The sequence below is a fragment of the Apibacter sp. ESL0432 genome (assembly GCF_019469225.1).
In the GTDB taxonomy this organism is placed as follows: domain Bacteria; phylum Bacteroidota; class Bacteroidia; order Flavobacteriales; family Weeksellaceae; genus Apibacter.
In genome coordinates this window covers 1-14743 of the sequence record NZ_CP048266.1, presented here as the reverse complement: position 1 = coordinate 14743, position 14743 = coordinate 1, and the positions used below count along the sequence as shown (strand labels likewise).

General features: G+C 30.8%; 13 protein-coding genes. 7 read left to right on the top strand and 6 right to left on the bottom strand.

Annotated elements, in window-relative coordinates; genetic code table 11:
* Positions 1–4 precede the first annotated feature (4 nt).
* From GYM73_RS00065 to GYM73_RS00040, 6 genes are all read left to right on the top strand, one after another.
* Positions 5–550 (top strand): HdeD family acid-resistance protein, encoded by a 546-nt coding sequence (locus GYM73_RS00065; RefSeq protein ID WP_105296414.1) that lies wholly within the window; start codon positions 5–7, stop codon positions 548–550.
* Positions 551–839: 289 nt separating this feature from the next.
* Positions 840–1118, top strand: coding sequence for a co-chaperone GroES (gene groES, locus GYM73_RS00060; RefSeq protein ID WP_055426187.1), 279 nt, complete (start codon positions 840–842; stop codon positions 1116–1118).
* 34 nt (positions 1119–1152) lie between these two features.
* Positions 1153–2781, top strand: a complete 1629-nt coding sequence (gene groL, locus GYM73_RS00055) for a chaperonin GroEL (protein WP_105296415.1) — start codon at positions 1153–1155, stop codon at positions 2779–2781.
* Between the two features lie 478 nt (positions 2782–3259).
* Positions 3260–4186 (top strand): mevalonate kinase, encoded by a 927-nt coding sequence (locus GYM73_RS00050; protein WP_160542569.1) that lies wholly within the window; start codon positions 3260–3262, stop codon positions 4184–4186.
* A gap of 53 nt (positions 4187–4239) precedes the next feature.
* Positions 4240–5136 carry a UbiA family prenyltransferase gene (locus GYM73_RS00045; protein WP_166005111.1) on the top strand — a complete coding sequence of 299 codons (897 nt, stop codon included), beginning with the start codon at positions 4240–4242 and terminating at the stop codon, positions 5134–5136.
* A gap of 80 nt (positions 5137–5216) precedes the next feature.
* On the top strand, positions 5217–6113 hold the full coding sequence (locus GYM73_RS00040) for a pseudouridine synthase (RefSeq protein WP_220233749.1): 897 nt from the start codon (positions 5217–5219) through the stop codon (positions 6111–6113).
* Positions 6114–6139: 26 nt separating this feature from the next.
* On the opposite strand, the gene GYM73_RS00035 is transcribed toward GYM73_RS00040, so the two are convergent.
* Both GYM73_RS00035 and mltG read right to left on the bottom strand, forming a co-directional pair.
* Complete coding sequence (locus GYM73_RS00035; RefSeq protein ID WP_220233748.1) at positions 6140–7135, bottom strand: acyltransferase; 996 nt, start codon at positions 7133–7135, stop codon at positions 6140–6142.
* A gap of 10 nt (positions 7136–7145) precedes the next feature.
* Positions 7146–8168, bottom strand: a complete 1023-nt coding sequence (mltG, locus tag GYM73_RS00030) for an endolytic transglycosylase MltG (protein WP_220233747.1) — start codon at positions 8166–8168, stop codon at positions 7146–7148.
* A gap of 128 nt (positions 8169–8296) precedes the next feature.
* On the opposite strand from mltG, the gene GYM73_RS00025 reads away from it, so the two are divergent.
* On the top strand, positions 8297–9019 hold the full coding sequence (locus GYM73_RS00025; protein ID WP_220233746.1) for a shikimate dehydrogenase: 723 nt from the start codon (positions 8297–8299) through the stop codon (positions 9017–9019).
* Positions 9020–9027: 8 nt separating this feature from the next.
* Here the strand turns inward: GYM73_RS00025 and GYM73_RS00020 are convergent, their stop codons facing one another.
* The 4 genes from GYM73_RS00020 to GYM73_RS00005 all read right to left on the bottom strand — a co-directional run bounded on the left by GYM73_RS00020 (position 9028) and on the right by GYM73_RS00005 (position 14708).
* Positions 9028–9783: an SDR family NAD(P)-dependent oxidoreductase gene (locus GYM73_RS00020; protein ID WP_220233745.1), complete on the bottom strand. Its 756-nt coding sequence runs from the start codon at positions 9781–9783 to the stop codon at positions 9028–9030.
* 89 nt (positions 9784–9872) lie between these two features.
* Positions 9873–10532, bottom strand: a complete 660-nt coding sequence (locus GYM73_RS00015; protein ID WP_220233744.1) for a hypothetical protein — start codon at positions 10530–10532, stop codon at positions 9873–9875.
* An 11-nt stretch (positions 10533–10543) separates the two neighbouring features.
* Positions 10544–11872 (bottom strand): DUF5689 domain-containing protein, encoded by a 1329-nt coding sequence (locus GYM73_RS00010; RefSeq protein ID WP_220233743.1) that lies wholly within the window; start codon positions 11870–11872, stop codon positions 10544–10546.
* A gap of 40 nt (positions 11873–11912) precedes the next feature.
* Positions 11913–14708: a hypothetical protein gene (locus tag GYM73_RS00005; RefSeq protein WP_220233742.1), complete on the bottom strand. Its 2796-nt coding sequence runs from the start codon at positions 14706–14708 to the stop codon at positions 11913–11915.
* Positions 14709–14743 lie beyond the last annotated feature (35 nt).

Sequence of the window (14743 nt, the reverse complement as noted above, 5' to 3'; positions counted from 1 at the left end):
TTATATGAAATCATTTATAAAAAATTGGTGGATTATGCTCCTTTTAGGCATATTGTTCATTTTAGCAGGTATTATAGTAATGGTGTCTCCTACTCCATCACTAATTTTCTTAACAACATTTTTTTCTGTCTCTTTTCTGGTTTTTGGTATTTTTGAAATTGTTTTTTCATTAAGTAATACTCATACCAGCAATTGGGGATGGTATTTGGCCGGTGGTATTTTAGATTTATTGGTAGGGATTATATTAATATCCTCCAATATATTTACTCAAATGGGAATCTTATCTTTCTTTATTGGCTTCTGGCTGTTATTTAAAGGAGTTAGTTTAATTGGCCACTCGTTTGATATTAAGAACATGGGGTTAAGTAATTGGGGATGGTTATTAACTTTAGGCATACTGGAAGTTATCCTTTCATTTGTAATAGTGGTATTCCCTCCAATCGGATTAGCCGCTTTGCTAATATGGGTTAGCATATCTATGTTGTTTTTAGGGATTTATTACATCAGTTTATCTTTTAGTGTTAAAAAAATAAAAAATAATATAGTTTAATTTTAAATTATCTATATTTCATTATAGACCTTTGATATTTTTATTTTATCAAAGGTTTTTTCATTTACACTTAACTTTTTAAACGTATTTTAAACTTATAGTACTGTATTACAGATACTTATTTATAAAAATAAATACCCCACTTAAACAATATATATAAGTCATCTGACACCTTGACGCGTTTACTTTCTTTTTGTCATAAAACTTTTATTTGGCATATTTTTAGAAAAAAGAAAAGGGTATTACCAATTAGTTTAAAAAAATAATATAAAAATTAAAAATAATAGATATGTCAGAACTATCAATTAAACCATTGGCTGACCGTGTAGTAGTAGAGCCGGCAGCTGCTGAAACAAAAACAGCTTCAGGAATCATTATCCCTGATAGTGCTAAAGAAAAACCACAAGAAGGGGTTATAGTTGCAGTAGGAGCCGGAAAAAAAGACGAACCGTTAACTGTTAAAGTTGGTGATAAAGTTTTATATGGTAAATATTCCGGAACTGAACTAAAACTTAATGGAAAGGATTATCTTATAATGAGAGAGTCTGATATTTTAGCAATTGTTTAATTAAACCAAATACTCAAATCTTAAAAAAATTAAAATGGCAAAAGATATAAAATTTAATATTGAATCTAGAGATGCCCTTAAAAAAGGGGTAGACGCTTTAGCTGACGCTGTTAAAGTTACTTTAGGACCTAAAGGAAGAAATGTAGTTATACAAAAATCTTTCGGAGCTCCTCATGTAACTAAAGATGGTGTTACTGTTGCAAAAGAAATTGAATTAGAAGAGCCTATTGAAAATTTAGGAGCTCAAATGGTTAAAGAAGTTGCTTCTAAAACCAATGATGTTGCCGGTGATGGAACAACTACAGCAACTGTATTGGCACAAGCTATTGTAAGAGAAGGATTAAAAAATGTAGCTGCGGGTGCAAATCCAATGGATTTAAAAAGAGGGATTGATAAAGCAGTAGCTGCTGTTGTTGAAGAATTAAAAAAACAATCTCAAGAAGTTGGTTCTGATTCAGAAAAGATCAAACAAGTTGCATCAATTTCTGCAAATAACGATGATACTATCGGTTCACTTATTGCTGAAGCTTTTGGTAAAGTAGGAAAAGAAGGTGTTATCACTGTGGAAGAAGCTAAAGGTACAGATACTTACGTAGACGTAGTAGAAGGTATGCAATTTGACAGAGGATACCAATCTCCTTACTTTGTAACTAATACAGATAAAATGATCACTGAGCTGGAAAATCCATATATTTTATTATGCGATAAAAAAATATCCAGCATGAAAGATTTACTTCCTGTATTAGAACCGGTTGCTCAACATGGTAAATCTTTACTTATTATTTCTGAAGAAGTAGATGGTGAAGCATTGGCTACTTTAGTAGTAAATAAGTTAAGAGGGTCTTTAAAAATTGCTGCTGTTAAAGCACCGGGATTTGGAGACAGAAGAAAAGCAATGTTAGAAGATATCGCAATTTTAACAGGAGGAACCGTTATTTCTGAAGAAGCAGGATTAACTCTTGAAGGAGCAACATTAGAAATGTTAGGTACTGCTGAAAAAGTATCAATTGATAAAGATAACACGACCATCGTTAACGGTGCTGGAAGTGATGAAAACATCAAACAAAGAGTAGCTCAAATTAAAGCTCAAATTGAAAATACTACTTCTGATTACGATAAAGAAAAACTTCAAGAAAGACTTGCTAAATTAGCAGGAGGAGTAGCTGTTTTATATGTAGGTGCTGCTTCAGAAGTTGAAATGAAAGAGAAAAAAGACCGAGTAGATGATGCATTACATGCAACTCGTGCTGCTGTTGAAGAAGGTTTTGTTGCCGGAGGTGGTGTCGCTTTAGTTCGCGCAATTAACGGAATTGAATCTCTTAAAGGTATTAATCAAGATGAAGAAACCGGTATCAAAATCGTTAGAAGAGCTATTGAAGAACCACTTCGTCAAATTGTAGCTAATGCCGGTGGTGAAGGTTCTGTTGTTGTTAATAAAGTTAAAGAAGGAAAAGATGATTTCGGTTACAATGCTAAATCTGAACAATACGAAAATATGTTCAGTGCCGGAATTATTGACCCTACTAAAGTAACTCGTGTTGCATTAGAAAATGCGGCTTCTGTTGCCGGAATGTTATTAACTACTGAATGTGTAATTACTGATATTAAAAAAGATGAACCTGCAATGCCACCAATGGGTGGAGGAATGCCGGGAATGATGTAACAATCACATTTTTTCTTTATAAAAATAAAAAATCCCGGAATTCCGGGATTTTTTTATTTTATTTTAAATTATTCAATTGATTTTTAGAATATTCTTTATTTTATATTTATACCGTTATTTGTTGAATTTATTTTTACTCATACATTACAGCTACTTAACTTCTTATTTAAAAAACCGTCTACAACAAGGTAACTCGCTAATTAGATGAATAATAGCAATTATATCTAAACCTAAAAAAATTACTGATACGTATGCAATATCAAAAAATTTGTATACGATTAAGTTAATCTTCTAGTTACTGAAAAATTTATGTCAAATTATTCATTATCAGTAATATTATTTTGTTCATAAAGCCATTCGATTGAAGTAATTTTTAAAATAAGAAACTGTCAAAGGTTTTTAAAAATATTAGTTAAATTTTAATTATAAAATTAATATAATGTGTAAATTTGTAACGTTTTTTGAAGAATATTAAAATATGAAGCATCCTTTATTTTATGCAAAAATTTTACTCTTTGGAGAATATGGAATTATTGAAAATTCAAGAGGGTTAACCTTACCCTACAATGCCTACAAAGGAACCTTACAGTTTTCATCAGAACTTAATGAAATTGAATCAAAATCAAATAAATCATTGCATAAATTTGCAGATTATTTGAAAACTTTATCATTACCTGAAAAATTTTCGATTAATATTTCTCAGCTTGAAAAAGATATTGAAAAAGGAATGTTCTTTGATTCTAATATTCCTCAAGGGTATGGGGTTGGTAGCTCCGGTGCTCTAGTAGCTGCTATCTTCGATAAATATTCTGTAAATAAAATTTCATCTGATAAGATTCTAAAAACTGATTTAAAAGATTTAAAAAATGTTTTAGGACAAATGGAATCTTTTTTTCACGGAAAAAGTTCAGGTATTGACCCTCTTATCTGTTATATGAATATCCCGTTGTTAATTCAGCCTAATGCAGATGTTGACAAAATCGGATTGACTGAGAGCAAAGATGGAAAAGGAGCTGTTTTTTTAATTAATTCCGGTATGCCCGGTGAAACAGAACCTATGGTTCAGATATTTTTCGAAAAACTTAAAAATGAAGGTTTTAGAAAAACATTAAAAGAAGAATTTATAAAATATAACAACAATTGCATAGATTCTTTCCTCAATAGAGATATGGGGTCCTTTTTTCAAAACTTGAAACATCTTTCTCTGTGGGCCTTAAATCATTTTACCCCTATGATCCCTCGAAAATTTTTAAAAATTTGGAAAAAGGGTATTGATACTAATACTTATTATTTGAAACTTTGCGGATCCGGAGGTGGCGGATATATATTAGGCTTTACCCAGGATTATGAAGCTACTGAAAAAATGTTAAAAAATTACAAAAAAGAAGTCGTATACCGTTTTTAATTATAAATCCCTTAATTTTTTTTGTATTTTTACCTGATTAATATCCTTAATGGATGTACTCTTCAGGAAAAAAAATAATTTTAATTAACCTCTCTTTTTTGGTTAGAGTTAGAATTTTTAATGTAATTATGCTAATTCTAGCCATGTATATTTCTGCTATCTATTTATTTGGTGATGAAAAAAATATTGTTGAGAATTTAAAAAATATAAAGCTTCATGGTATAGTCTTATCCTCATCACTAAGTGCCATGGCCGGTTATATAATAAATTTTTTTTACGATCAGGAAAAAGATATGATATATAGGCCGATAACTTCTATATTGCAACGATTTATCAGTAATGGAATAGCTTTACGATTTTACATTTTCTTCAATTTCATATCTTTAACTATTGCCATAGTGTTATCTTATCGTATTTTTATTTTTTTTCTAATCTATCAATTTATCATTTGGTTTTACAGCCATAAACTCAGTCGAATAGTTTTTATCAATAATTTGACTAATTCTGCAATTATGCTTTTTCCTTTTTTAGCACTGTTTTTATTTTATGAAAATTTTTCTTCTTACATTTTATATCTTTCCGGATTTTTATTCTTTATCATATTCATCAAAGATATTTGTAAAGATCTTCTCTCCTATAAATATGATCATCTATTTAACTACCATACTTTGCCTAATACTTTAGGTATTATACCTACCAAAATTATATTAAATATATTATTTTGTTTATTATTAGGTATTTCATTTCAATTAAGTTGCGAACCTCATCTTTATGAAATACGACTTTACTATTTACTAACCATCCTATTATGCGTTTGTTCGATTGTGGTTATCTGGTTAAGTAAACCTCAATATATTCAAATATTAATATTTATGATCAAATTTTGGATTTTTTTAGGCACTATTTCTCTAGTATTTATTGATGGGAATCCCTTAACTTTGCACTTTTAAAGAAGTTTGTTTAAAAACAGCTTTCTACCCATTTATATTCACATATATCATAAAGGTATATTAACATAGATTTGTAACAGATGAAAAATAATAAATCATACGACAGAAGAGGCTCTGGAAGAAATGAAAAGTCTCATAAAAAAGAATATTTCAAAGCCAATGATAAAAAGGAAAATAAAGCCGGTAAAAAAAATAAATTCGAGGATAAAAAACGATTTGCATCAACTGCTCCATTTAGAAAAAGATTACCTAAACCCCCCAAAGAAAATGAGGGAACAAGACTTAATAAATATATAGCAAATTCAGGCGTTTGCAGCAGAAGAGAAGCGGATATATTTATTCAAAATGGAGTTGTTGAAGTTAACGGAAAAATTATTACAGAATTTGGGTATAAAGTACAACCGGGCGATGAAGTATTTTTTGACGGAAGATATATTCGCCCTGAGAAAAATGTATACGTACTTTTGAATAAACCCAAAGGTTATATTTCAACCACTAAGGATGAAAAGGCCAGAAAGACCGTATTGGATTTAGTCGCAAATGCTTCTCCTTATCGTTTATATCCTGTCGGCCGATTGGATAGGCAAACTACCGGTGTACTTCTTTTAACTAATGATGGAGATCTTACTAAAAAATTAACCCATCCTTCTCATGAAGTTAAAAAGATTTATCATGTCACATTAAATAAAAAAGTTTCGGTTGAAGATTTTGGTAAATTGTTGGAAGGTTTACGATTTGAAGAGGGAATAGCTAAGGTTGACAAGATATCCTACATTGAAGGAGCTCCAAAAAACGAAGTAGGAGTTGAAATTCATATCGGGTGGAACCGTATTATTCGAAGAATGTTTGAAAGGTTAGGATATGAGGTAGAAAAGCTCGATCGGGTAATGTTTGCCGGATTAACAAAAAAAGCATTAAAACGAGGTTACTGGAGAATTCTCACAGACCTCGAAGTTAATACTTTAAAAATGCTTTAATTATTTGATATTTTCTAATTCTCCTATTAGATAGTTATTTTTTTCTTGATGGTTATCTTATTAACAATATTGTCAACTAATTTTTGCCATACATACGCTAAAATAAATGTTACAATAAATGAACATATATTTTCAATGTTGGATGGCAAAAACAGATGAAAAAAATAGAGAATTTTCTCATGAAATATAAATAAGGTAAGGCTATGTATTCCTAAAAATGTAAGAATCGGAAATTTATACGACTTAAACAAAGAAAAGAAATAACATAAAAACATACACAATGGCAAAGTTATAAGAATAAAAGGAGCCACATAAATTCCATATTCTTCAAAATAAGGAGTGTAATAATAAAAATAATAAAGAAGACATACTCCTACTATTAAACTTAATGCAAATAAAACTATTGTAATTTTATTAAATTCATATTCCTTATTTCTGATTAAAAAATCAGCTAACCAAAAACCTATAACGTAATGAGGTATCCTAAATGTTAAATTATAAAGATATTCATATGTACCATGTGTTGAATAGCTAAATACATAAGCTGCTGTTATAGCACATAGGGTAGTCACGGTCTTATTTATTTTAAAAAATTTGTAATATAAAGGCGTTAAAAGATATAAAAACAAAAGTGCTGGAATATACCAATCATATATATATCCTAAACCCACATTTCTCCAATATCCTAAAGTAGTTAAATTATAAAATAAAGCATCCGATTTCCAAATCCCCAATTTTATCGCTACGATAGTTACTACTATAACAATTGGATAGTAATAAGGTAATATACGTAATGCTCTTTTTTTATAAAAATGTCTTATTGAATCATCATTATGGATAGAAAAATAGACACCAAAACCGGATACTAATATAAAAATATCCACTCCTCCGTAGCCTATCCGTTTAAAGAATTCTAAAAAATTTGATGTACCTACATACACGTGAGAATGGTAAAACATTACCCATAAAATGGCAAAACCCATCAATATGGTTCTGTATTTACTCAGTAAATTTAATTTCATAATATTTATTTTAGTTTATTTTGAGCGAATTTAACCAATCAATGTAGTCTCTGGCATTTTTCATATGCTCTGCCGGATTCGAGGTAAAGGCATGTCTGCCGGTATTTCTTATGGCACACATATACAAATAATCAGTTGTAGCCGGATTTAAAACGGCATCGACTACAAAATCATTAGGAATACATATAGGTAAAGGAGGTAAACCTTTATACTTATAGGTATTGTATGGAGAATCAATAGATACATTTTTTACTCTCTTAACTTGAACCTTAAAACCATATACTTTTCTTTCAGCATACTGAACGGTAGGATCCGATTGTAATTTCATATCTTTTTTTAGACGATTAAGATATAAGCTGGCGATGATGGGCAGTTCGTCTTTTTTTACATATTCCCTTTGAACTATAGAAGCTAAGGTATAAACTTCTATAACAGACAAACCTAATTTATCGGCTTCTGCTTTTCTTTTTTCATTCCAAAAACGGTTATGAATAGTTTCAAATCTTGAAAATAATTTTTCCGGAGAAGTGTTCCAGTCCATATAATAGGTTTCAGGAGTGAAATATATTTTCAGTTCTTCCACATCATTATATCCTTTTAATGATGCTTGTTTTTTAAAATAATTTATAAAATGCAAAGAATCATCTTCTAAATTCTTACCTAAATCGGAAGCTAATTCATAAATGTCATCATATGATTTAATTCTTAAATGAACTTCATCTTGCTTGCCTAATAACAATCGCCTGATTAAATCTTTATTATTTTCGCCTACATTTAATTTATACCTTCCTGCTTTTATTTTATCCGGATATTTTTTGGCATAAGCTACTTTGTCAAAAGATTCGATGTCTTTAAGATAAGGAGCTATCATTTTTTTTACCTGATGGTAACTAGCTCGAGTTGGAATATATATAAGCTTTTCCTGTATAACATTAGAGCTGTAATATTTTTTGTAATAAGGAACGCCTATTATAATTAATCCCAACGAAAGTAATAAAAACAAAATTATTATAATAATAATTATTTTTTTCATATTCGATTACTTGGTTCGACAAACATCCAATTAGGATTAAACGCTGCAAAAATACATATCTTTATTTAATTTGTATAATATAAACTCGGGTTTTTATATATTTGTTAGTAACTTCAAGTTGATTAAATATGATTTTAGGTTTATTAGGGAAAAATATTTCTTATTCTTTTTCCAAAAATTATTTCACGGAAAAATTTAAACTAATGGGATTAAAAGATTTTTCCTATAAAATATTTGATATTCCTTCCAAAAATGATATTTCAAAACTCTTTAACACGCCGGATTTACTCGGTTTTAATGTTACCATTCCTTATAAAAAAGATATCCTAGATTTTCTAGATGAATTAAGTCCGGAGGCTGAAAAAATTGGAGCTGTTAATACGGTTAAAATTAAAGGTAAAAAAAGGATAGGTTATAATACCGATGCAATCGGTTTTAAAAACTCATTAGTTCCTTTATTAAAACCTCATCACCAATCGGCTTTAATTCTCGGTAACGGTGGAGCTTCCCAAGCGGTCGCATATATATTACACCATCTTTCCATACCTTATACAATCATCTCCCGAAACGGAATAAATACCTATAGCTCATTAACCCAAGAAATAATTTCATCTCACAATTTAATTATAAATACAACACCGGTAGGAACTTATCCTAATATAGAAGATTGCCCCCCTGTACCCGCTCATTTTTTTACCCCTGAACATTTAATTTATGATTTGATATACAATCCTGAAGAAACTAAATTGTTACAGCTGGGAAAAAAAGCAGGTTCACAAACTAAAAATGGATTGGAAATGCTCCATTTACAAGCTGATCATGCCTGGAATATCTGGTATGAAAATAAGTAACTAAATAATTATTTTCTGTCAAATAACGTTCCGGAAGCTTGAGCTTTGGGAAATATGGTCATATCCGCAATTTGTACATGGTCGGGTCTAGAAACGGCATAATAGATAGCATCCGCTATATCTTCTGCAACTAAAGGCTCAAAACCCTGATAAACAGAGTCTGCTCTTTTTTGGTCTCCTTTAAATCGAACTAAGGAAAATTCAGTTTCAACAGCACCCGGAGCAATATTGGTAACTTTTATCCCTTTAGTTAATAAATCCATTCTCATTCCTTTACTGATTGCTTCCACGGCATGTTTGGTAGCACAATAAACCGTTCCTTTTGGATAAGTTTCCTTTCCTGCAATAGAACTTATATTTATTATATGTCCTCTTTTGTTGGCAACTAAAATAGGCACGACGGCTTTGGATACATATAGAAGGCCTTTAACATTCGAATCGATCATCGAATCAAAATCATCAATTGAAGAATCCAAAAATGTGTCTAATCCATGGGCATTTCCTGCACAATTTACTAATATATTTATATCTTTCTTGTTTTGATCCGACAAACTTTCTATAGCAGAAAATACCGCTTCTCTATTTCCAACATCGAATGAAAGAGTGGTTATTTTCACTTTATCTTCCAATTCTTTTTTTATATCGTCCAATCTACTTTTTCTTCTTCCACAAAGTATAAGGTTGATTCCTTTTTCAGCGAAAATTTTCGCCGTAGCTTGACCTATACCTGAAGTAGCCCCGGTAATTAAAGCTGTTTTTTGCATATACTATTTTTAAAGAATTAACTAACTAAATATACAAAATTATTCCAATTAAAATAGCTTATAAAAAACAGTTTGTTTATTATTTACCTTTATTCAAAATTCGGAAAATTCTCAACCAATTCAATATCATCAACTCTAAAACCTCTATCATTACTTGCCGCTTCACTAATCAATTCTAAGGTTGAAATTTCTTTTAAAATTTCATCCGGAATTCTGATCATTACGCCTTTGTATTTGTTTCTATTGTTGAATGCATTAAGTTCAATATCGGGTAATGTCAGCTCTTTCTCATTAAATCTAATTCTTAGCTTGTTTGTATTAGAAATATCATCTGAGTTATAAATATTTGCATTGAAATTATATCTCAAGGCTATATTTTTTCGGTTTCCTAATGGGATATTACTTATGATTAAAGACGATTCTTTGTTTGCCGGAAACCATATAAAAAATTCTTTCTTGGCAATTTCACTGGATCCGTTTAATTTTCTAATATCAGCCAGTCTAAATGGATCCGAATAAACTGCTCCTTTTGCTTCTCCATCAAAATTAGTAACCGCTGTTATTTTAGGCCATGGACTTGAAATAATTATTCCTCCCTTGACTTTAGTTACCTTATTAAAAGTTTCTTTAAAAAATCCGCTTGGAGGAATCGGGGGCGTTGAATAGTCATCATTATCAACACAGGAGATAAGAAATCCCTTAACCACCAATCCAATAATTATAAGTGAATATATGTATTTAAATCTCATCATTTCAATAATTAATCTTCCAATTGTATCGTATCAATCCTAATTCCTTTTTTATTTTTACTTGCCGATCCAAAAAATTCAATTTTTTGAGTACCATCCGGAATAGGAATTCGCACAGTATAAAATGTATTTTTATTGTTGCTTATATCTAAAGCAATATGGGGCAGCTCCACTTCAACATCATTACATTTCACTATTAAATCATCCACAAAGCCAATATCCAATGAATCAAAAATGCCTACATTGAGTTTAAACGATAAAACCATTTGTTTATGACCGGATGTATTGATATGGTCTATAATTAATGAAGCATTAGTATTTGCCGGAAACCATACCAAAGGGGAAGGAAATGAAGTTCCTGAAGTTCTAATATCTGCTTTTCCATAAGGATCACTATAGGTGACCGATTGAGAATTATCAAAACCGTTTGCATTATTTATTTTAGGTCTTACGGATACATTTGAAACCTTATTAAAAGTTTCAATAAAAAAAGGTTGAGTAAGTGGAAAATCTTTGACATCTTCTATAGTTCTCAGGTTCAATCTATAGGTTTTATACATCCCATCATATCGGGTCATAATTCCTCTCAATTTACCCTCTCCATAGGGAATTTTATATCCCGCAAATGAAGCATAATTACTTATAGGTACAGTAAAATAATTGAGATTTATAGTATTTACCTGATTGTCAGTGCTTGAATTGTTTCTTACAAATGTCTTACCCGATTCATTAAATTCTACTCTGCTAATTTCAACCAAGGTACACAAATATGTTTCATTATTATTGACCTCTCTAGCAGTTAATAATTTACCGTCTGAATTTCTTTTAATAACCAATTCTTCTTCATTTTTTTGATCTTTACCCAAGATAATATTCGATTTCATAATTGAAGGGGATATTTGATCGACAATATATTTTTCCGGCTGTGTGGGAAGCATACCAATCTGAACCATACCGTTTTGCTTTCCATAATAGAGATTATCTAATTTAATATATAGTTTAGACCCAAGCGGATAATAAGTATATAAGCTGGATTTATTAATGCTGAGTACAATCCCTTGAGTTCCGTCTTCAGTTACTAAAAATAAATTTTTATAAATATTTCCGGCATGATCTGTTGAAATAACATAACCCTCTAAAATTTCGCCATTTGTAAAAGCTTGTGCCTCTATACCATTTTTTCCGGTAAAAACAGGAGCTTTTTTTAAAAGATCGGAAATGTATACAGTTGCTTGCATTAGCCGACCTTGATTTACTGACGGATTTTTATAATCATCATCATGTACACAGGCCAAGAGAAACCAAGATATAAATATAAATAGTACACTATTTTTAATCATTTTTTCAATTTTAAAATTTATCGTTTATTTCAGCATTAATTTAAAATCTAAAAGAAACGTTTATGAAATACGATCTGCCTCTATCGTAAAAAAGCTTATTGCCAAAAAGCGGATAGGCCAACGATTTATCTTTTTCCAATTGTTCATAATTGGAATATCTTCCTTGCTCAAATGATCCGGTAACATATCCTCTTTCATTTAAAATATTATTTACCGAAGCACTTAAACCCAGGGAATATTTACCCATTTTAAGAGATTTACCCAAAGAAGCATTTAACATAAAAACATCTTGAAATTGCTTCTGTTTTATAATTGATTTAACATTTTCTTGAGTAGCTCCCTCATAGGGAAAAGCATCATCTTTCATAATAAAATTTTTGGTTCTTGATAGAGAAGATATATTCGAATAATTATCTTGTAAAAAATTACCACTAACTCCTACCCACCAATAGTTTGGCGAATCATATTTAATTCCTACAACATATGCTTTTTGCGGTGTTCCGGTAATCTTATAATTTTTAATGAAAGAAGATCCGTAATCATGTACACCCGGTGAATTATCACTAAGTATGTACAAATTAGGATTATTTTTATATGTATATTGTCCTACAGATGCTATACCGGAGAGGGTTAAAGATGGTGTTAATTTCCATTCCAACCCTATTTCGGACCCTAAATATTCTTTTTCAACACCTGCTAAAACTTCTGAAACAAACGCGTCTTCACTTTCATCTAAACTAACTCCTTTAGCATAATAACGTGTTATTTCTACCGCATCTTTTATCTTTGTATAATATCCGGTAATCCTGGCTTTCACAGAAGGAGACCTTAAAATATATGTTAAATCATTAGTATTTATTCTTTGATTAGATATATGAGGTGTTATATCATTATTTAATCGGGAATTCACAAATATTTCATTTAAAGTTGGTGAAGACTCAAAATAGGCGGAGTTTACTATAATGAAATTTCTTCCATTAATCTTATAAGTTATTCCTGTTCTAAGACCCAATTCTGTAAAATTGGCTTTATTAGATTTTCCGTACGAATTATTCGGATATAATCCGTGTTTAAATTTTCCGTCTCTATAGGCTTCATTCCAACCGAATACTAATGATACTGCCATCTCCCAATGGTTTAACGTTACTCTTGAGGTAGCATTTCCTGTTATTTCCTGCCTGAACATTCGGTAATCATATTCCGTTTTCTCGCCTTTCCTTGCCACACTACCCGGTTTTAAGCTGTTATAATCATCGGTAGATGAACCGGAACCATCACCCTTTATAAATGAACTTTCATTTACGACAAAATCTGCTCCCAATAAATCATTTACCTCTCTATAATTATCTGAAACTAAATTTTGATAATTTATATTGAGAAATAATTTCCAATTATCGCTCAAAAAAGTATGCAAATGAGTGGCAGCATTAAAGGTTTTATCTTTATAAACATCATCCACCAGGAAATAGGAAGCCCTTCTGCCTATTTGCCCGCTGTAGGGATCTTGATATGTTGGAGCATGATAATTCGTATTATATAAATATCCCCAATCGAGTTGAGTCACGTTGAGATCATTAGTCTCCCAAGCATGTAGAAAATTTTCATATTCCGTCACATTTTCCTGACTAAGCCAGTAACTAGGTAAATTTTTATAATAAGTTGGAGATGGATTATCGGCTTCATACCTATTTAGACGGGAACTTTTATTATATCCAAATTGATATGAGGCTGTAGTTGTTATCTTTGTTTTATCGCTTAAATTCCAGTAATGAGTTAACATAAATATCGGCTCAAAAATTCTTTTTACCCTTTCATTTCTTTTATCTCCATCTTGCCAGCCCCAATATGAATTATAATTCTTACCTCTTAGGTCATATACTTCTTGTGTATTAGGACTCATTCCTGTTTTTCTTGTAGGAGCACCGAATGCAGTAAGATTTAGTCTGTGGTTATCATTAATTTTTTTCTCAAGAGATGCGAAGTACGCATATGAATTGTTATAGGTCCCATCAATTACTCCTTCTTCCATCCATCTTCTGGAACCTGAAAAAGTGAAAGCCCATCCTGACGGAAGCATTCCCGAGGAATACGTTGTCATGATTCTATGTTGATACGTACGATTTGAAAAAGAATAGGTTAGCTGAAATCCTTTCCTGTAAGAAGAAGAACGTGTATCGTAATAAGTTGTTCCTCCCAAATTGCTGAAAGAATAATCAGAGATGGTATTATTTTCTGCTAATTCGTAAGGATATTTAATAACATTATTTAAACCACCCCAATTTCCAAAATCAGGTTTTCCTGTATGATTTTTAGACATTGGAATACCATTAAACATAATATTTGCATAACTGTTATCAATTCCCCTTACTTTGATCCAGTAAGATCCTAATTCAAAAGAGGCGGTTTTAGAAAACACATCTTTAGAAGATTGTAATAACCCAATTCCGGTCATTGATTGAGAACTCTCTTCATCAGGCGAAAAATCATCTTCCATCAATGTCAATAAACCTTCATCCTCTTGAGAAGGATTATATTCTAATTTTATCACTCCTAAATCTTTCCTCATTTCTTTAGGAAAAACTTTTACCGTTAGAGTTAAAGGCACATAGCCTACTCTATTAATGATGATTAGATAAGTTCCGGCAGCTACATCTTTAAATTGAAAATATCCTACCCTATCGGATTTGGATTGTATCAAACGATCTTCACCTAAGCTAACGACAGCCTGATCCAAAGGCTTATCCTGGTCTCCTTTGAGATAACCATAGATCATAGTTTGCGCAAATATTACCTGATTTACAAAAAGTATCCAATACAATAACTTAAATTTCATCATCTTTTAGTAATTTCAAGAAGCCTATTGAAGCAAAT